Source organism: Bradyrhizobium sp. S3.2.6, assembly GCF_040546885.1.
In the GTDB taxonomy this organism is placed as follows: domain Bacteria; phylum Pseudomonadota; class Alphaproteobacteria; order Rhizobiales; family Xanthobacteraceae; genus Bradyrhizobium; species Bradyrhizobium cytisi.
In genome coordinates this window covers 420,408-438,062 of the sequence record NZ_JBEPOS010000002.1, presented here as the reverse complement: position 1 = coordinate 438,062, position 17,655 = coordinate 420,408, and the positions used below count along the sequence as shown (strand labels likewise).

Genomic DNA, 17,655 nt, shown 5'->3' with positions numbered 1-17,655 from the left:
CACCGTCATAGAACTGTCATCGAATGTGCCGAGACCTGTCAGTCTCTGCACATTCGGGACACGTCATGGACTATTTCAAGCGCTTCAACTTCCTGTTCGCCGCACCTGTATTCGACGCCGACGACCTCGAAGGCGTCCGTTTCAACCAGATCATCGAGGAGATCCAGCGCTCCGGCTTCGAGGTGGTCCGGGCCCGCAAGCTGGAGGACGCCGAGATGGCGGTGCAGACCGACGCCGCGATCGGCTGCATGGTGGTGGATTGGGGCAAGAAAGGCCTGGAGGGCAAGACATCGGCGCTGATCAATCTGATGCGGCGCCGCGGCCTCGACTTCCCGATCATCCTCCTGATCCGGCGCAAGCGGTTCGAGGATCTCCCGGTCGAGGTGCTCGACTTCATCGATGGCTATGTCTTCCTGTCGGAGGAGACGCCGACCTTCATCGCCAAGAACCTGATCAGCCGGCTCAAGCAATATGCCGAGACGCTGAAGACGCCGTTCTTCGGCGCGCTGGTCGATTATGCCGAGGAAGGCAACCAGCTCTGGACCTGTCCGGGCCACAATGGCGGCGTGTTCTACAACCGAAGCCCGATCGGCCGGGTCTTCGTCGAGCATCTCGGCGAGTCCGTCTTCCGCGACGACCTCGACAATTCCGTGCTCGATCTTGGCGACCTCCTCACCCATGAGGGTCCGGCGCTGAAGGCGCAGAAGGAGGCCGCCGCGATTTTCGGCGCGGAGAAAACCTACTTCGTGCTCAACGGCACCTCGACCTCGAACAAGGTCGCGCTCGGCGCGCTCGTCACAGACGGCGACCTCGTGCTGTTCGACCGCAACAACCACAAGGCCGCCCATCACGGCGCGTTGATGATCAATGGCGGAATTCCGGTCTATGTCCCGACCATCCGCAATGCCTGGGGCCTGATCGGTCCGATGCGCTGGGACGCGCTCGACGAACGGGCCCTGCGCGAGACGATCCGCAACCATCCGCTGGTCACGGACAAGGACGCCTGGCGCAAGGAACGGCCGTTCCGCGTCGCCGTGGTCGAGCAATGCACCTATGACGGCACGATTCACAATGCCGAAATGATCCTGAAGCGCATCGGCCACCTCTGCGAATACATCCTGTTCGACGAGGCCTGGGCCGGCTTCATGAAGTTCCACCCGCTCTACGTCGGCCGCTTCGCGATGGGGCTTGCCAATCTCCCGCCGGAGGCACCGGGCATCATCGCGACGCAGTCGACCCACAAGCAGCTTGCCAGCTTCTCGCAGGCCTCGCAGATCCATATCAAGGACCGCCACATCCGCGGCCAGAAGCGGCGCGTCGAGCACCGCCGCTTCAACGAAAGCTTCATGCAGCACGCCTCGACCTCGCCGTTTTATCCGCTGTTCGCCTCGCTCGACGTTGGCGCGCAGATGATGAAGGGCCGCTCCGGCGAAGTGCTATGGGACGACACCATCCGCCTCGGCATCGAGCTGCGCAAAAAGATCCGCGCCATGCGCCGGGAGTTCGAGGAGAAGGAACAGAACCCGGACCGGCGCTGGTTCTTCGAGCCGTTCGTGCCCGATCGCGTTGCCATCCCCGACGTCAGCCGCCCCGGCGCCGCGCATAACGTTGCCTGGGAGACGCTGTCGACCGACGAGCTCGCGACCAATCCCGCGCTGTGGCAGCTCGGCCCTGACAGCAACTGGCACGGCTTCCCCGGCACGGCCGAGGGTTTTGCCATGACCGATCCGAACAAGCTGACGTTACTCACGCCCGGCTTCGACCGCACCACCGGCGCCTATGCCGAGCACGGCATCCCCGCCCCGGTCGTCGCGCAGTACTTGCGCGAAAACCGCATCGTGCCTGAAAAGAACGACCTCAACTCCCTGCTCTTTCTGCTCACCCCCGGCGTCGAGGCCAGCAAGGCCGGCACGCTGATCTCCGGCCTCGTTGCCTTCAAGAGACTGCACGACGACAATGCGCTGCTGGCCGACGCGATCCCGGAATTCCATCAGCGGCGGCAGGCGCGCTATGCTGGCGTGCGACTGCGCGACCTCTGCGGCGAGATGCACCGCTTCTTCCGTACCGCCGATGTCAGCGCGCTTCAGGCGCGACAGTTCATGCCGGAACACATGCCTGAGATTGCCATGTCGCCGCGCGATGCCGCGCGCTTCCTGTTCAAGAACGACGTCGACTATCTGCCGATCGAGGCGATCGCCGGCCGCATCGCGACCACGCCCTTTGTGGTCTATCCGCCCGGCATCGCCACCATCGTCCCCGGCGAGCGGCTGACGGAACGAGCCAAGCCCATGGTGGATTATCTCAGGATGTTCGAGACCTGCTTCAATACGTTTCCGGGCTTCGATGTGGAAATCCAGGGCGTCTACAAGGAGGTCGATGCGCGCGGCCGGATCGGGCTCTATACTTACGTCGTTGCCGAGTAGGGGCCGATGAACGAAACAGCGATTGCACGCGCCGATGACGAGCCGGTTCTGGTCCGGCCGTCACGCGAGAGCGATATCGAGGCGATGCTGCGGATCTACCGCCATCACGTCCGCAATGGCGTGCCGCGCGATGTCGAGGGAACCGGCGCGCCAGAACCGGACGACCTGCGCGACCGGCGCAAGAACCTGAAACAGACCCGCCTGCCGCATCTGGTCGCGACCTATCGTGGCGAGGTGGTCGGCTACGCCTATGCGGTGCTGTTCCGCAAGCGTCCGGCCTATCGCTACACGGCCAAGCACTCGATCTATGTCCACCACGGGCGTCTCGGCCGCGGCGTCGGACGGCTGCTGCTCCAGGAGCTGATCGATGCCTGTGCGGCGGCCGGCTTCCGCCAGATGATCGGCTATATCGATGCCGACAACGCCCCTTCGCTGGCGCTGCACGAAAAATTCGCCTTCGCCCGCGTCGGCCTGTTGTGCGGCGTCGCTTACCGCCACGGCGGCTGGTCCGATACCGTCATGGTGCAGCGTTCGCTCGGCGCCGGCGTCACCGCGCCGCCGCCGATCGCGGCGCCCGGGCTGGGCCCTACGAGGTAAAGTCAGCCGGTCTGACCTGGATGCGATCGGCATGCAGCGACCAGTGACGCAACGCCTGGTCCTTGCAAAACCTCGCCTTCGCCCGCTCCTTGGCTTCGTCCTCGTCGGCGGCGTCGATCTCGAGTGCGCCCTGACAGACCTCGATCTGCCGGCCGTACTCGCCGAGCACGTCCTTCATGAACCTGACGACATAAGTTGACATGGGACCTCCCTGCTGCCCCGGCGGCAATCTAATCCCATTTACCGGGTTGCGGGGAGACAGATTTTGACGGAGATCAAGCCGGCGCTGGTTCCAGCCGCCAATTGAGGCGTCGGTACGATCGGTCAGCCATCAAGTCTTGATATCGAGGAGTGACTCCGTCGTTTCGGAGTAGGCTTGAATGACCTTCGCATTGGCGATGAAGCTGTACTTGGCAGCCGCCATTTGAACGAACTCATTGGCGAGATCGACATTCGGCGCGGCGACCAGGCCGTCCTGGTCGGCGAACGCAGTGCTCGGGTCGAATTGTGCGGCATAACTCGGCGACACTGTCGACACCGTTGCGATAGTGCCGCCGGGCGTCGAGCCGCTCGACTGGTCGACCTGATCGACTCGCAACGGCACATAAGCCGCGGGATAAGTCGAGCTCGTGCTCACACTGCCGGCACCGGCCGATGTGCTCGATCCGCCCGACGCGGGTAGCGGGCCGGTGGTGCGGACATTGGCGATGTTGCTCGCGGCCACGCTCACACGCAAGCTCGCCGCAGAAAGTCCGGATGTCGCAATCGAAAGTATGCTCATGGAACCTGATCTACAGGACAAGTCATACGCGTTCATTCACGCCAACGATAAGATGCGCCGCATTGTATTTTTACCGTGGTAACCAATGATCAGCGCGCGCAACAGTCCCTCGCGCGCGCTACCCAGGCGCAACGCCAAAGGCCTGCTTGAAGCGCGCGGCATAAACAGGCCAGACCTCGGGATTGATAATGCGCGGCGGCCGCTTGCCATCGAGCGTCTCCAGCACCTGCTCGGCCGCGATACGGCCCATGTTCTGGCGCGCCTCGATCGTGACGCCGGCCGTATGCGGGCTCGCCAGCACATTGTCGAACTGGAGCAGCGGATGCTCCGGCGGCGGCGGCTCCTTGGACCAGACGTCGAGGCCGGCGCCAGCGACACGCTTGTCGCGCAACGCCCCGAGCAGCGCGTCCTCATCATGGATGAAGCCGCGTGCGGTGGTGATAAAATAGGCGTGCGGCTGCATCAACCCGAACTCGCGCACGCTGATCATGTTGCGGCTGCCCTTGTTGAGCGGACAGGAGATCGAGACGAAATCGGCGCGGCGCAGCAACTCGTCGAGCTCGACCTTCTCGCCGCCCCGCTCGGCCATCACTTCGGGCGAAAGGTACGGGTCGTAAGCCAGCACCTTCATGCCGAGCAGGCCCTTGCACAATGCGGCGATGCGGCGGCCGACATTGCCGAGGCCAATGATGCCGACGGTCTTGTGTTCGACCTCATTGCCGACGAGCTCGTTGCGGTTGACATTGGGCTCACGGCGCAAGCGACGATCGGACTGAATGATGCGCTTGGACAAGGTCAGCATCATCGCCAGCGCGTGCTCGGCCACCGAATGCGCGTTGCCGCCGGACTGGTTGACGACCAGCACGCCTGCATTCGTGCAGGCCTCGACGTCGACGGGATCAAAGCCCGCGCCATTGCTGGAGACCAGCAGCAGGTTCGGCGTGCGCTTGAGGAAGGTGGCATCGACATGGAAGTGCGGCGCCAGCTCGTCGCGGGCGGCGCCGATCTGGTAAACATGGGCCGCGCTCAGGATCGGAGCGTAAAAGTCCGCGGGGCTCTCGTTCTCGATGCGGTCGAGCCGGACGTCGGGCCGCGCCTTCAGGATGTCGATGTAGATCGGGTTGGCAAGATATTTGACGTAGAAGACGCGCTTGCTGTTGACCGACATTAGGACCCTTCCGGCTCTCTCGTGGAGACCCGCAAGGTCAGCGCAATACGCGCCCCGTCCATGCGTCCTCCCGCTTTCTTATCCCGCTTATGACATGGCGGTGCCGGCGTTGGCAGGCCGTCTGGCGCAGATCACGGTGCCGGCCCGGGCATGTTGACAATCCCGCCCGCTCCGTCAAGTTCGGTAGAACGCCGCGACATTGGCCAAGACCAAGAAACATGCGCGGCTCAAGGGAGAACGCAATGGCGATTGCGGAGCAGCAGACTTCGACGCAGGCGTCCAGCGACAAGAGCTGGCACGGGATAGTCCTGCAAACCCTGAAGCGGAACGAGATCAGCCTCATCCCCTACGTGCCCGACCGCGTGCTGACCCCGCTGATCAAGAACCTCCACGCCGATCCATTCTTCACGACCTTCGCCACCGCCCGCGAGGAAGAGGCCGTCGGCATCGTCTCCGGCGCCTGGATGGGCGGGCGGCGCGGCGCGGTGCTGATGCAGACCTCGGGCTTTGCCACGCTCGCCAACACGCTCGCCTCGCTCGCGGTGCCCTACCAGATCCCGCTGATCATGTTCGTCTCCGAGCGCGGCACGCTCGGCGAGTTCAATTACGGCCAGTCGCTGGTCTGCCGCACCATGCGCCCGGTGCTGGATTCGCTGGCGCTCGAGCACCACACCATCACCCGGCTCGACGAGCTCGAATTCATCGCCGACCGCTCGATCAAGCAGGCCGTCACGACGCAGGCGCCGGTAGCGCTGATCCTCAACCCGCTGCTCACCGGCGGCAAGGTCTTCGACAAGTGAGTGCCGCCAAATGAGTTCAAAAACGAACACGCGCAATACCAAGGTGATGAACCGGTTCGATCTGACCTCGCGCCTGATCGCAAAGCTCAAGCACGAGGAAGCGGTAATCGGCGGCATCGGCAACACCAATTTCGACCTCTGGGCCGCCGGCCACCGCCCACAGAATTTCTACATGCTCGGCAGCATGGGTCTCGCCTTCCCGATCGCGCTCGGCGTGGCGCTGGCGCAGCCCGACCGCCGCGTCTTCGCGCTCGAAGGTGACGGCTCGCTGCTGATGCAGCTCGGCGCGCTCTCGACCATCGCGGCCTTGAAGCCGAAGAACCTGATCATGATCGTGATGGATAACGGCATCTACCAGATCACCGGCGCGCAGCCGACGCCGGCCGCCGGTGTCGCCGATCTCGTCGCCATCGCCCTAGGCTCGGGGCTCACCAACAGCGCCTGGGCCGCGGACGAGGAGGATTTCGAACGCCTCGTCGACGAAGCCATGTCGGCTGACGAGCCGAGCCTGATCGCGCTGCGCATCGACGATAAGCCCGGTGTCGGCACCACCCGCAGGGATCCCGTACAGATCCGAGAGCGCTTCATGCACGGCCTCGGCGTGCGCGACCCGCTTTAGGCTTTCGTCACTGACGACAGAGCCCCGCGGAGCGTCGCTCCGCGGGGCGCAATGTTCCAACTCTTACGCGTCGATCAATCGATGATCTTGACGACGCGGCGCGTGCGCGGCTCGACGATCACGCGGCGATCGTTCACGACCGCATAGCGGTACTCGGTGTAGTTCGGCACGGGGCGCAGCACCACGGTCGGGGGCAGCGGCTCGCCGACCACGACGCGCTCGTGAACCACGACGGAATCATCGCGCGGGAGTCCGCCGAGGATCGCATTCGGAATTTCCAGTCCAGCGCCAACGGCCGCACCGACGGTGCCGCCGACCATCGCGCCGACCGGGCCGCCGACGTCTCCGCCCGCACGTGCGCCATTCCTGGCGCCCTCTTCGGTTGTCGACTGGGCGAAGGCTGCACTCGACGCCAGCAGCGACGCGGCAACCAACGAAATCGCAAGACGGGTTTTCATGTCCACACCCTCCAGTGCTTGTTGATGCGCCTTCAACCGCCGGGCCGGGACAATTGTTCCGGTTCCCCCGCGGCGAAAGACGCGCCAAATCTGGAGAGTGTCACTGCGTAACACTTACGCCGCGGCGATCTCGTGCCCGGCCATCAGTTCCAGCGCCCGCAACATCGCCGAATGATCCCAACCCTTGCCGCCATGCGCGGTGCAGGACGAGAACAATTGCTGCGCCACCGCCGTGCTCGGCAGTGAAAGACCCAGCGCGCGCGCGCCTTCGAGCGCAAGATTGAGATCCTTCTGGTGCAGCTCGATACGGAAGCCCGGATCGAAATTGCGCTTCACCATGCGTTCGCCATGCACCTCGAGAATCCGCGACGAGGCAAAGCCGCCCATCAGCGCCTTGCGCACCAGCGCGGGATCGGCACCGGCCTTGGAGGCGAACAGCAGCGCTTCGCTCACCGCCTCGATCGTCAGCGCGACGATGATCTGGTTGGCGACCTTCGTCGTCTGGCCGTCACCATTGGCCCCGACATGCGTGACGTTCTTGCCCATCTTGTCGAAGACCGGCTTCATGGTAGTGAAGGCGCGCTCGGGACCGCCGACCATGATGGTGAGGCTCGCCGCCTTGGCGCCGACCTCGCCACCCGACACCGGCGCGTCGAGATAGTCCGCGCCAAGCGCCTCGATCTTCTTTGCGAACTCCTTGGTTGCCAGCGGCGAGATCGAGCTCATATCGACCACGATCTTGCCCTTGGAGATGCCGCCCGCCACGCCGTCCTTGCCGAACAGCACGGCCTCTACATGCGGCGTATCCGGCACCATGATGATGACGGCATCCGCCTCCTCCGCCACTTCCTTGGCCGATTTGCAGGCGACGCCGCCTGCCGCGATCAGCTCCGGCGCGACCGGCACGACGTCATGCAGGAGAACGCGATGGCCCGCAGCCAGAAGGTGGCCGGCCATCGGCCGTCCCATGGTGCCAAGTCCGATGAAGCCGATGTCAATCATGTCTGCGTTTCCTCAGGTCTCGAATGTCCGCGCCGCGTGCCACGAGAGGCCTTCCAGCGTCGTGGTGCGCGGCTTGTATTCGCAGCCGATCCAGCCGCGATAGCCGATCGCGTCGAGATGGCGGAACAGGAAAGGATAGTTGATCTCGCCGGTACCCGGTTCATGCCGGCCGGGATTGTCGGCGAGCTGGATGTGGGCGATCTGCGGCAGATATTCCTGCATGGTGCGGGCGAGATCGCCCTCCATGATCTGCATGTGATAGATGTCGTACTGGATGAACAGATTGTTCGACCGCACCTCGGCGATCAGCTGCACCGCCTGCTCGGTGCCGTTGAGAAAGAAGCCGGGAATGTCGAGCGTGTTGATCGGCTCGACCAGCAGCTTGATGTTCTCGCGCGCCAGCGTCGACGCCGCGAAGCGCAGGTTTCCGACCAGCGTCTCTTGCAGCTCGCGCGGATCGGCATCGACGGGCGCAATCCCGACGAGGCAGTTGAGTTGCTCGCAATCGAGCGCCTTGGCATAGTCGATGGCGCGGAACACGCCGTCGCGGAATTCGGCGGTGCGCTCAGGCAAAATTGCGATGCCGCGCTCGCCGGCAGCCCAGTTGCCAGCGGGCAGATTGTGCAGAACTTGCGTCAGCCCGTGGGCCTCGAGCTGCTCGCGCAGGAGCGCCTTATCGAGATCATAGGGGAAGAGATACTCGACCCCGGCAAAGCCTGCCGCCTTCGCCGCGGCGAAGCGATCGATGAACGGCATCTCGTTGAAGAGCATGGTGAGGTTGGCGGCGAATTTCGGCATGGCGCTCTCCCCTATTCCGCCGGCTGAAGCACGCCGGGGCGCGTGGTCCCGACCTCGTCGAGGGCTAAGTCCAGCACCTCCTCGAACTCGACGATATTGTCGATCTCGGTCCCCATCGCGATATTGGTGACGCGCTCGAGGATGAATTCGACCACCACGGGCACGCGGTGCTTCTTCATCAATTCGCGCGCCGTGGCGAAGGCCGCTTGCGTGTCCCTGGGATCGGTGACGCGGATCGCCTTGCAGCCAAGACCTTCGGCAACGGCAACATGGTCGACACCGTAGCCGCCCAGCTCAGGCGCGTTGATGTTCTCGAAGGAGAGCTGGACGTGATAGTCCATGTCAAATCCGCGCTGGGCCTGGCGGATCAGGCCGAGATAGGAATTGTTCACGACGACGTGGATGTAGGGCAGATTGAACTGCGCCCCGACCGCGAGCTCCTCGATCAGGAACTGAAAGTCGTAGTCACCGGACAGCGCCACGATGTCTCGATCCGGGCACGCCGCGCGCACGCCGAGCGCGGCGGGAAGCGTCCAGCCCAGCGGGCCCGCCTGCCCCGCATTGATCCAGTTGCGCGGCTTGTAGACGCCCAGGAACTGCGCGCCGGCGATCTGCGACAGGCCGATCACGGTGACATAGGTGGTGTCGCGGCCGAACGCCTTGTTCATCTCCTCATAGACGCGTTGCGGCTTGATCGGGACGTTGTCGAAATGGCTCTTGCGCAGCATGGTCTTCTTGCGATCGCGGCAGGAAGCGGGCCACGCCTGGCGCTCGCGGAGCCTGCCGGAACGTCGCCACTCCCTGGCGACGGTGACGAAGAGCTCGAGCGCGGCCTTCGCGTCCGAGACGATACCGAGATCGGGATTGAACACCCGCCCGATCTGGGTCGGCTCGATGTCGACATGCACGAAGGTGCGGCCCTTGGTGTAGGTCTCGACCGAGCCGGTGTGACGGTTGGCCCAGCGATTGCCGATACCGAGCACGAAATCGGATTCCAGCAGCGTGGCGTTGCCGTAGCGGTGGCTGGTCTGGAGGCCAACCATGCCGGCCATCAGGACGTGATCGTCGGGGATCGCGCCCCATCCCATCAGCGTCGGCACCACAGGCACGTTGGCGATTTCGGCGAATTCCACTAGCAGATCCGAGGCATCGGCATTGATGATGCCGCCGCCCGCCACGATCAGGGGACGTTCGGATGCATTGAGCATCTCCAGCGCCTTCTCGACCTGCTTTCGCGAGGCGGTCGGCTTGTAGACCGGCAGCGGCTCATAGGTCTCGTCGTCGAACTCGATTTCGGCGAGCTGCACGTCGAGTGGCATGTCGATCAGCACAGGCCCGGGCCGGCCCGAGCGCATCACATGAAACGCCTGGCTGAACACGCGCGGCACCAGCGCCGGCTCGCGCACGGTGACCGCCCATTTGGTCACCGGCTTTGCGATCGATTCGATGTCGACCGCCTGGAAATCCTCCTTGTAGAGTCGCGCGCGCGGCGCCTGTCCGGTGATGCAAAGGATCGGGATGGAATCGGCAATCGCCGAATAGAGCCCGGTGATCATGTCGGTGCCGGCCGGCCCCGAAGTGCCGATGCAAACGCCGATATTGCCGGCCGTGGCCCGGGTGTAGCCTTCGGCCATATGCGAAGCGCCCTCGACATGGCGCGCGAGGATATGGCGGATCGAGCCGCGCTTCTTCAGCGCCGAATAAAGCGGATTGATCGCAGCCCCGGGAACGCCGAAGGCGGTCGAGATGCCCTCCTTCTCCAGAATACGGACAGCTGCATCGATGGCTCGCATCTTCGCCATATCGGACCTCGCTTGGTTAAAGTCAGCGAGCGAGATCATCGGGTGCGCGAGATGCGATCTCAACGAGATCGATTTTATTTTCCACGATGCGGCAGCCGTGGGAAAAACGCGGCAGTCTCAATCAGTTACATTGAGAAACGGATGAAAGCAATCACTCGAACAGCGGCGCAAGCTCCATCTGCGGCACGAGCACGAGGCCCTTGTCGGTGATGCGAATTTCCGGAATGACCGATAGCGGAATCAAATTGAAGCCCATGTAGGGGATGGTACAGCCGGCCTCCGCCCATTCCGTCTTCAGCACTTTGACTTCTTCAGCGACTTCGGTGACGCGCTTGTCAGAGAGCAGGCCAGCGATCGGCAGCGGCACCAGCGCCCTCACCTTGCCATCGGCGACGACGCAGACGCCGCCCTGCTGCGCCTTGATGGCTGCGATCGCGACCTGCATGTCCCCCTCGTTGGTGCCGGCGACAATGATGTTGTGGCTGTCGTGGCCGACGCTGGAGGCGACCGCGCCGCGCTTCAAACCAAAGTCCTTCAGCAAGCCGTATGCGACGTTGCCGGCCGATTTGCCATGACGCTCGACCACGGTGACGAAGCACAGGCTGTAGCGCGCGAACAGCGACGGCCAGTCATTGGCCGGCTCGATCGCGACCTTTTCATGGATCAGCGTGATGCCGGGCAGCGCAGTCTTGATCGCGTTGACGGTGCAGGCCTTCGCCGGCAATTCCGGCGTCAGCTTCAGGTTCTCTGGTAGCTTCACGGTGACATAGGCCGCCTTCGGATATTGATAGCGCTGCGACAGCGCCTGATCGAGCCGCGGCGTGATCTTGCGGTTTTCGACGACCAGCTCGCCGCCATACCAGGTCGATTGCGGCTTGAGATTGTCGTCCATCAGCACGAGATCGGCGCGGCGGCCACCGCCGAGGCCGCCGATGTCGCCGTCCGTGCCGAAGCGAGTGGCGCCATGCAGCGAGCCCATCGACCAGGCCTGCTCCGGCGACATCCCCGCCTTGACGGCTTCGCGCACCACCCAGTCGAGACCGAACAGCAGGAGATCATCGGCGTCGCGGTCGTCGGTGCACACCGCGGTCCGCTTGTGCGAAGCCCCTAACTCGGTGACGGTGCGGATCGCCTGCGGCAGCGAATGCCAGGGCGTGGTCGGCGGTCCGCCGCGAAGAAAAACCCAAACGCCGGCATCGAGCAGATCATCGGCGATGTCGCGGTCGATCGCCTCATGGGTATCGGTCACGCCGCTTGCCGCATAGGCGGCGACGAATTCGCGGCCATAGACATGGCCGGAGACCGGCCGTCCGCGCTTCAAGGCCGCCGCGAGGATGGCGTGGCTTCGCTCGTCGCCCATCGTTACAGGCACGAAATCCATCTTTTCGCCGAGCGCCACCGCTTCGGGCCAGCGGTCGAACAGACCGGCTATCTTGTCGGGCGTGAGGTCGCCGCCGGCCGTCTCCAGTGCGGCCGAGGTCGCCGGCACGGTCGACGGCACCGTCAAGAAGATCGAGAGCGGCGCTTCGCGGGCGTCCTTAAGCATCGCCTCGACGCCGGCGACATCCATGACATTGCCGATCTCGTGGCTGTCGCAGAAGATCGTTGTGGTACCGTTGAGGAGCGCGGCCTCGGCATAGGCGCAGGCCGTCACCATCGAGGATTCGATATGGATGTGCGGATCGACCAGCCCCGGCGCGATGATGCCGCCGGCGGCATCATACACCGCAACGTCGCTCCAAGCTTTCCTGGCCGTGCCGGCGGCCTTCACCGCGGCGATGCGGCCGCCGGTGATCCACAGTTCCCGACCGGGATGGATCCGCTCGGAATAGGTCGAGAGCACCCGCGCGCCCGTGATGACGAGATCGGGCGCGAGGCGCGCCGAAGCGACGTCGGCAAGGCGCCGGGTCATTGCATGCAGCGGAGCGACGGCGAAGCGGGTAAGTTTGGTCATCTGGACCCTCGCGTGGCGTTACGGCCGCACGATGGTTACGCCCTGCTCCAAACCGGGCAAGCTCAAATATAACGGCACGCCCTGCTTACGCCTTAGGCGCCGACCCGCCTGCCGCCTCCGACCCTGCTGATCTCCGCGGCTTCCGCCTTCTTGGCGGTGGTGCGGCAGTGGGCTTGACTCGAATCCGCATCGACCGGCCCTTCGGCTCATCGATTTCGAAGGAATTCGTCTTTCGCACAAGATCGCTCAGCTTGCGGGAGCCGTAGGTTCTCGAATCGAAATCGGGGGCAAGGTTGGTAAGCCCTTTTCCGACTTCCCCGAGAGAAACCCATCCGTCTTCGCTTTCCATCTGGGCGATGACTTTCTTGATCATGGGGACGGCTGCGTCAGGCGGCTGAAGCGAGGCCGACCTCGAGGCGGCATCCTGGGTGTTCGCCGGGGCGGCAAGCAGGTTCTCGGTGTAGACGAACTTTCGGCAGGCCTGCCGAAAACTTTCTGGCGTCTTCTGCTCGCCGAACCCGAAGACGTCGACGCCCTGCTCCCGGATGCGGGCGGCGAGACGGGTAAAGTCGCTGTCGGACGAGACCAGGCAAAAGCCGTCGAACCGGCCGCTGTGAAGCAGGTCCATGGCGTCGATGACCAGCGTGATGTCGGAGGCATTCTTTCCCGTCGTATAGGCGAACTGCTGCTGCGGGATGATGGCGTGCTTCGACAGAATGTCGGCCCAGCCCCTGGATCGCGCATTGGAGAAGTCGCCATAGATGCGACGGACGCTGGCCTCGCCGATCTTGGCAATCTCCTCGAACAGTCCATCCGCGATCTTTGCGGAAGCGTTGTCAGCGTCGATCAGGACGGCGAGACGGGGCGAACGAAGCTCGGAAGGCATGATATTCCCCACGAAGGACGCGACAACGGTGGACGGATATACCGATGTCGGGGCTCTTAGCGCCAGGGCTGATTTCGCAGGGGGCACGGCCGACCGAATCTGGACTCAGGCTGTTTTCGGCTCCGGCACGACGCCGCCGAGCGCAGCCGTGAGCTCTGCGGCCACTTCGCGCACCATCCGGCCGACCTCAGGCAATCGATCGTCCGTGATTCGGCTGGTCATGCCGGACACCGAGATCGCGGCGAGCGGCTCGGCGAGCGCGTTGTAGACCACGGCGGCGACGCAGCGCAGGCCCATCTGCGCCTCCTCGTCATCGATCGCAAACCCCTGCTTGCGGACCGCCGCCAGCTCCTTGAACAGGTCGCTTGGCCGCACGATGGATTTTTCCGTCAACCTGGGCATGCCGTGATGGCGGATGACAGCGCCGACATCCTCGTCGGAATAGGTCGCAAGCACGGCCTTGCCGACGCCTGAGGTGACCATCGGGACGCGGCCGCCGACCTTGGTCAGCGAGCGCATGATCTCGCGGCTCTCCATGCGGGTCAGCACGATGATGAATTCGTCGTCAACCACGGCGAGATTTGCGGTCTCGCGGGTGAGATCGCGCAGCTTGCGCAAATAGGGAATCGCCTGCGCGGTGAAATTGCGCCGCCGCGCGAAGCTCGCGCCCACGGTAAAGCTGCGCACGCCGACATGCCATTTGGATTCGGCGCGGTCGAACTGTACGAAGCGGCGGCTCTCCAGCGTCGCCAGTAGGCGGTGCACGGTCGAGGCCGACAGCCCGGTGCGAACGGCGAGATCGCTGAGGCGATAGCCTTCGTCGTCCTCGGCCAAAGTCTCGAGGATCGACAGCGCCCGGTCGACGGACTGCACGCCGCCGTCGCGATCGACCTCCGATGCCGATCGGGTTTCGAGCGATTTGCGCCGGATCACGTTCCTGCTCATCGCGACCTGCACGTTCTCCCTCGCCCCGTTCTTACGGGGAGAGGATTGGGGTGAGGGGCTGCTTCCACGATCACGGTGACAAAGAGACTCGCGGAGAGTCCCCCTCACCCGGATTTCTTCGCAATCCGACCTCTCCCCGCACGCGGGGAGAGGTGAACAACTACCCGCTTCGGATCATGCCGAAGCGGCGTCTCTTCTCAGAGCAGCCCTGCGCCGCGCGCCCATTTGTACTTGGCGCCGAGCACCTCGACCGGCAGTTCGGTCGAATAGGCATAGGCCGGGATGCCGTTCTGGTAGAGGTATTCGGCGGCTTCCTCGACCTCGACGTCGCCGGCGAGCGAGGCCACGATCGGCTTCACAAAGCCCTTGGCCTCCATCTCCTTCTTCACCTCGACCATGTTACGGGCGAACACCATCGGCGGCGTAACGATGGTGTGCCAGTAGCCGAGGATCAGCGAGTGGATTCGCTCGTCCGACAGACCGAGCTTCACCGTGTTGACATAGGTGATCGGCGGCTCGCCACCGGTGATATCCACAGGATTTCCGGCCGCACCGAACGGCGGGATGAACTTGCGGAAGGCCGCATCGAGATCCGGCGGCATCGACATCAGCGACAGGCCGTTGTCGACGCAGGAGTCCGACAGCAGCACGCCCGAGCCACCCGCACCGGTGATGATCAGCACGTTCTCGCCCTTCGGCGTCGGCAGCACCGGCACGCCACGGGCGAATTCGAGCAGCTGCCGCAGGCTGCGGGCGCGGATCACGCCGGACTGCGCCAGCACGTCCTCATAGATCTTGTCGTTACCGGCGAGCGCGCCGGTGTGCGACGAGGCCGCCTTCGCGCCGGCCGAGGTGCGGCCGGCCTTGAGCACGACGACCGGCTTCTTCTTGGAGACGCGCTTGGCGGCTTCCGCGAAGGCGCGGCCGTCCTTGAGGTCTTCGCAGTGCTGGGCAATGATCGAGGTGTTCGGATCCTGCTCGAAGAAGGCGAGCAGATCGTCCTCGTCGATATCAGATTTGTTGCCGAGGCCGACGATCGCGGAGACGCCCATCTTGGCCGAGCGCGAGAAGCCGATAATCGCCATGCCGATGCCGCCCGACTGCGACGACAGCGCCGCGTGGCCCTTCACGTCGTAAGCCGTGCAGAAGGTGGCGCAGAGGTTCGCCGGCGTATAATAAAAGCCGTAGATATTCGGCCCCATCAGGCGAATGTCGTACTTCTTGCCGACCTCGACGATCTCGGCCTGCAGCTCCGGCGCGCCGGCTTCAGCGAAGCCCGACGGGATCAGCACCGCGCCCGGGATCTTCTTCTCACCGCATTCGATCAGCGCCGCAGCCACGAACTTCGCGGGGATCGCGAACACGGCGGTGTCGATCACACCCGGTACGTCCTTGACGCTCTTGTAGGCCTTGTAGCCGAGGATCTCGGCGGCCTTGGGATGGATCGGATAGATGTCGCCCTTGTAGCCGCCGTTGATGAGGTTCTTCATCACGGAGTTGCCGATCTTGCCGTCTTCGGCTGAGGCGCCGACCACGGCGACCGCCTTCGGCTGCATGATGCGGCTCATGGCCGCGACGATCTCTTCGGTCGGGCGCGGCTTCGGCTTCGGCTTGTAGGCGAAGTCGACGACGATGCGCACGTCGGCCGCGATCGCGTCCTTCGCCGTCGCAAACACCGGATTGAGGTCGAGCTCGACGATCTCAGGGAAATCGGTGACGAGCTGCGAGACCTTGACGATGACGTCGGCCAGCGCCGTGCGGTTAACGGGCTCGCCGCCGCGCACACCCTTCAGAATCTCATGCGCTTGGATGCCGTCGAGCATCGAAAGCGCGTCTTCCTTGGTCGCGGGCGCGAGGCGGAAGGTGATGTCCTTCAAGACTTCGACCAGCACGCCGCCGAGGCCGAAGGCGACCAGCTTGCCGAACGAACCGTCGGTGATCGAGCCGACGATCACTTCGGTGCCGCCGGCCAGCATCTGCTGGACCTGGATGCCCTCGATCTTGGCATCGGCCTTGTACTTCCTGGCGTTCCCGAGAATGGTCTCGTAGGCCTTCTCGGCATCCTGCGCCGTCTTGACACCGACGATGACGCCGCCGGCCTCGGTCTTGTGGAGAATGTCCGGCGAGACGATCTTCATCACCACCGGGAAGCCCATCGAGGACGCCATCTTGCCGGCCTCGCCCGCCGACTTCGCCACGCCCTCCTTCGGCACCGGAATGCCGTAGGCGTCGCAGACCAGCTTGCCTTCCGGGGCGGTCAGGCTGGCGCGGTTGTCGGCCTTGACCTGGTCAAGGACCTTGCGAACGACGTCTTTCGAATTGGACATATGGCTTCTCCCTTGACCTTCAGTTCTTGCTTTGCAAGGCGCGCGTGATGCGGCTGCCCGTGACACTTGCCATCGCCGCGCTCTGTTCCGTGCGGCGGAATGCAGCGGCAGAAATGCCTGGACTACACCGCCGGTTTGGATCAAAAATGGCTAGCGATGGCATTTGGTATGCCAGAAGCCAACTTGTCAAGTCAGAGAGCACCTTAGAACGCCGCAAAAAATAGGCAGCTTGACATTCTGGCATATGGTATGCCAAAAACTTTCCGGTAATATTCCTGTAAAAGACGACTCCCACTGGAGGAGAATCGTCGTGTCACTGCGGAAACCAACCAAGGCGTTGCCGAACATGGCCGAGGCAGACATCGCAATCGTTCGTATTGCCCCGGAGAGCAGCTTCAAGAACAAGGCGTATGATGCCTTGAAGGAAGCCATCCTCAAGATGGACATCTACTCGACACCCGAGCCGGTGATGCTGGACGAGCGCGCATTGTCCGAACGCCTCGGTGTCAGCCGTACGCCGATCCGCGAAGCCATCGCGATGCTCGAGCAGGACGGTTTCGTGAAGACCGTTCCGCGCCGCGGCATCATGGTGGTGCGCCGGACCAAGAGCGAGATCGTCGACATGATCCGCGCCTGGGCGGCGCTGGAGAGCATGGCCGCGCGCCTCATCACCACGACCGCGCGCAAGAAGGACATCACTGCGCTGCGCGACTACTTCAAGGACTTTGGCAAAGACCGCCTGCCCCAGGATCACGTCGAGGAATATTCGCGCGCCAACATCGCGTTCCATCAGGCGCTGATCTCGTTGTCGGAATCCCCGGTGCTGGTCGACCTCACCAACGATCTTCTGCTGCACGTGCGCGGCTACCGGCAGCTCACGATCGGACGCAAGGACCGCACCGCGACGTCGCTGCCCGAGCATCTCGGCATGATCGAAGCGCTCGAGGCACGCGACACCGAGCTCGCCGAGAAGCGCGCCCGCGACCACACCCTTGGTCTAGCCGCTTACGTCGAAGCGCACGGCCAGGAACTATTCACGTAGCTCTTCACCTAGCAACATTCACCAGAAGGGCGAAAAATTCGCCCCGTTATCTT

General features: G+C 63.9%; 16 protein-coding genes. 5 read left to right on the top strand and 11 right to left on the bottom strand.

Annotated features, from left to right (window positions below):
- Nucleotides 1-65: 65 nt before the first annotated feature.
- Together ABID58_RS06320 and ABID58_RS06315 are read left to right on the top strand one after the other, a co-directional pair.
- A complete protein-coding gene (locus ABID58_RS06320; protein WP_354031959.1) occupies nt 66-2,423 on the top strand; it encodes an Orn/Lys/Arg family decarboxylase in 2,358 nt (785 codons plus the stop codon).
- Nucleotides 2,424-2,429: 6 nt separating this feature from the next.
- Nucleotides 2,430-3,020 carry a GNAT family N-acetyltransferase gene (locus ABID58_RS06315; protein ID WP_354031958.1) on the top strand — a complete coding sequence of 197 codons (591 nt, stop codon included), beginning with the start codon at nt 2,430-2,432 and terminating at the stop codon, nt 3,018-3,020.
- Here ABID58_RS06315 and ABID58_RS06310 read toward each other — a convergent pair.
- From ABID58_RS06310 to ABID58_RS06300, 3 genes are all read right to left on the bottom strand, one after another.
- A complete protein-coding gene (locus tag ABID58_RS06310) occupies nt 3,010-3,222 on the bottom strand; it encodes a hypothetical protein (protein ID WP_187435252.1) in 213 nt (70 codons plus the stop codon). The two genes, ABID58_RS06315 and ABID58_RS06310, sit on opposite strands and share 11 nt — an antisense overlap.
- A 129-nt stretch (nt 3,223-3,351) precedes the next feature.
- Nucleotides 3,352-3,801 carry a flagellar basal body rod protein FlgC gene (locus tag ABID58_RS06305; protein ID WP_354031957.1) on the bottom strand — a complete coding sequence of 150 codons (450 nt, stop codon included), beginning with the start codon at nt 3,799-3,801 and terminating at the stop codon, nt 3,352-3,354.
- 118 nt (nt 3,802-3,919) lie between these two features.
- A complete protein-coding gene (locus ABID58_RS06300; RefSeq protein WP_354031956.1) occupies nt 3,920-4,969 on the bottom strand; it encodes a hydroxyacid dehydrogenase in 1,050 nt (349 codons plus the stop codon).
- 242 nt (nt 4,970-5,211) lie between these two features.
- On the opposite strand from ABID58_RS06300, the gene ABID58_RS06295 reads away from it, so the two are divergent.
- Both ABID58_RS06295 and ABID58_RS06290 read left to right on the top strand, forming a co-directional pair.
- On the top strand, nt 5,212-5,769 hold the full coding sequence (locus tag ABID58_RS06295; RefSeq protein ID WP_187435251.1) for a thiamine pyrophosphate-binding protein: 558 nt from the start codon (nt 5,212-5,214) through the stop codon (nt 5,767-5,769).
- A gap of 10 nt (nt 5,770-5,779) precedes the next feature.
- Complete coding sequence (locus ABID58_RS06290; protein WP_148754674.1) at nt 5,780-6,388, top strand: thiamine pyrophosphate-dependent enzyme; 609 nt, start codon at nt 5,780-5,782, stop codon at nt 6,386-6,388.
- Between the two features lie 74 nt (nt 6,389-6,462).
- Here ABID58_RS06290 and ABID58_RS06285 read toward each other — a convergent pair whose 3' ends face one another.
- From ABID58_RS06285 to ABID58_RS06250, 8 genes are all read right to left on the bottom strand, one after another.
- Entirely contained in the window at nt 6,463-6,846 is a 384-nt protein-coding gene (locus ABID58_RS06285) for a DUF1236 domain-containing protein (protein WP_148754673.1), read from the bottom strand.
- A 114-nt stretch (nt 6,847-6,960) separates the two neighbouring features.
- Nucleotides 6,961-7,848 carry a 2-hydroxy-3-oxopropionate reductase gene (locus ABID58_RS06280; RefSeq protein WP_354031955.1) on the bottom strand — a complete coding sequence of 296 codons (888 nt, stop codon included), beginning with the start codon at nt 7,846-7,848 and terminating at the stop codon, nt 6,961-6,963.
- A 12-nt stretch (nt 7,849-7,860) separates the two neighbouring features.
- Nucleotides 7,861-8,646 carry a hydroxypyruvate isomerase gene (gene hyi / locus ABID58_RS06275; protein ID WP_354031954.1) on the bottom strand — a complete coding sequence of 262 codons (786 nt, stop codon included), beginning with the start codon at nt 8,644-8,646 and terminating at the stop codon, nt 7,861-7,863.
- A gap of 11 nt (nt 8,647-8,657) precedes the next feature.
- Nucleotides 8,658-10,448 carry a glyoxylate carboligase gene (gcl, locus tag ABID58_RS06270; RefSeq protein WP_354031953.1) on the bottom strand — a complete coding sequence of 597 codons (1,791 nt, stop codon included), beginning with the start codon at nt 10,446-10,448 and terminating at the stop codon, nt 8,658-8,660.
- A 151-nt stretch (nt 10,449-10,599) separates the two neighbouring features.
- Complete coding sequence (locus ABID58_RS06265; protein WP_354031952.1) at nt 10,600-12,402, bottom strand: adenine deaminase C-terminal domain-containing protein; 1,803 nt, start codon at nt 12,400-12,402, stop codon at nt 10,600-10,602.
- 85 nt (nt 12,403-12,487) lie between these two features.
- Nucleotides 12,488-13,288, bottom strand: a complete 801-nt coding sequence (locus tag ABID58_RS06260) for an NYN domain-containing protein (RefSeq protein ID WP_354031951.1) — start codon at nt 13,286-13,288, stop codon at nt 12,488-12,490.
- Between the two features lie 105 nt (nt 13,289-13,393).
- The gene (locus ABID58_RS06255) at nt 13,394-14,233 is read right to left on the bottom strand and encodes an IclR family transcriptional regulator (protein ID WP_354031950.1); all 840 of its coding nucleotides are present in this window, start codon (nt 14,231-14,233) and stop codon (nt 13,394-13,396) included.
- Nucleotides 14,234-14,430: 197 nt separating this feature from the next.
- Nucleotides 14,431-16,560 (bottom strand): acetate--CoA ligase family protein, encoded by a 2,130-nt coding sequence (locus ABID58_RS06250; RefSeq protein ID WP_354031949.1) that lies wholly within the window; start codon nt 16,558-16,560, stop codon nt 14,431-14,433.
- A 346-nt stretch (nt 16,561-16,906) separates the two neighbouring features.
- On the opposite strand from ABID58_RS06250, the gene ABID58_RS06245 reads away from it, so the two are divergent.
- Nucleotides 16,907-17,602: a GntR family transcriptional regulator gene (locus ABID58_RS06245; protein ID WP_354032183.1), complete on the top strand. Its 696-nt coding sequence runs from the start codon at nt 16,907-16,909 to the stop codon at nt 17,600-17,602.
- The last annotated feature ends 53 nt before the right edge of the window (nt 17,603-17,655 follow it).

Coding starts and splice junctions, on each gene's coding strand:
- ABID58_RS06260 (WP_354031951.1), bottom strand. CDS start 13,288: ATGCCTTCCGAGCTTCGTTCGCCCCGTCTCGCCGTCCTGATCGACGCT.
- ABID58_RS06265 (WP_354031952.1), bottom strand. CDS start 12,402: ATGACCAAACTTACCCGCTTCGCCGTCGCTCCGCTGCATGCAATGACC.
- ABID58_RS06320 (WP_354031959.1), top strand. CDS start 66: ATGGACTATTTCAAGCGCTTCAACTTCCTGTTCGCCGCACCTGTATTC.
- ABID58_RS06285 (WP_148754673.1), bottom strand. CDS start 6,846: ATGAAAACCCGTCTTGCGATTTCGTTGGTTGCCGCGTCGCTGCTGGCG.
- ABID58_RS06300 (WP_354031956.1), bottom strand. CDS start 4,969: ATGTCGGTCAACAGCAAGCGCGTCTTCTACGTCAAATATCTTGCCAAC.
- ABID58_RS06305 (WP_354031957.1), bottom strand. CDS start 3,801: ATGAGCATACTTTCGATTGCGACATCCGGACTTTCTGCGGCGAGCTTG.
- ABID58_RS06250 (WP_354031949.1), bottom strand. CDS start 16,560: ATGTCCAATTCGAAAGACGTCGTTCGCAAGGTCCTTGACCAGGTCAAG.
- ABID58_RS06255 (WP_354031950.1), bottom strand. CDS start 14,233: ATGAGCAGGAACGTGATCCGGCGCAAATCGCTCGAAACCCGATCGGCA.
- gcl (WP_354031953.1), bottom strand. CDS start 10,448: ATGGCGAAGATGCGAGCCATCGATGCAGCTGTCCGTATTCTGGAGAAG.
- hyi (WP_354031954.1), bottom strand. CDS start 8,646: ATGCCGAAATTCGCCGCCAACCTCACCATGCTCTTCAACGAGATGCCG.
- ABID58_RS06290 (WP_148754674.1), top strand. CDS start 5,780: ATGAGTTCAAAAACGAACACGCGCAATACCAAGGTGATGAACCGGTTC.
- ABID58_RS06245 (WP_354032183.1), top strand. CDS start 16,907: ATGGCCGAGGCAGACATCGCAATCGTTCGTATTGCCCCGGAGAGCAGC.
- ABID58_RS06280 (WP_354031955.1), bottom strand. CDS start 7,848: ATGATTGACATCGGCTTCATCGGACTTGGCACCATGGGACGGCCGATG.
- ABID58_RS06315 (WP_354031958.1), top strand. CDS start 2,430: ATGAACGAAACAGCGATTGCACGCGCCGATGACGAGCCGGTTCTGGTC.
- ABID58_RS06310 (WP_187435252.1), bottom strand. CDS start 3,222: ATGTCAACTTATGTCGTCAGGTTCATGAAGGACGTGCTCGGCGAGTAC.
- ABID58_RS06295 (WP_187435251.1), top strand. CDS start 5,212: ATGGCGATTGCGGAGCAGCAGACTTCGACGCAGGCGTCCAGCGACAAG.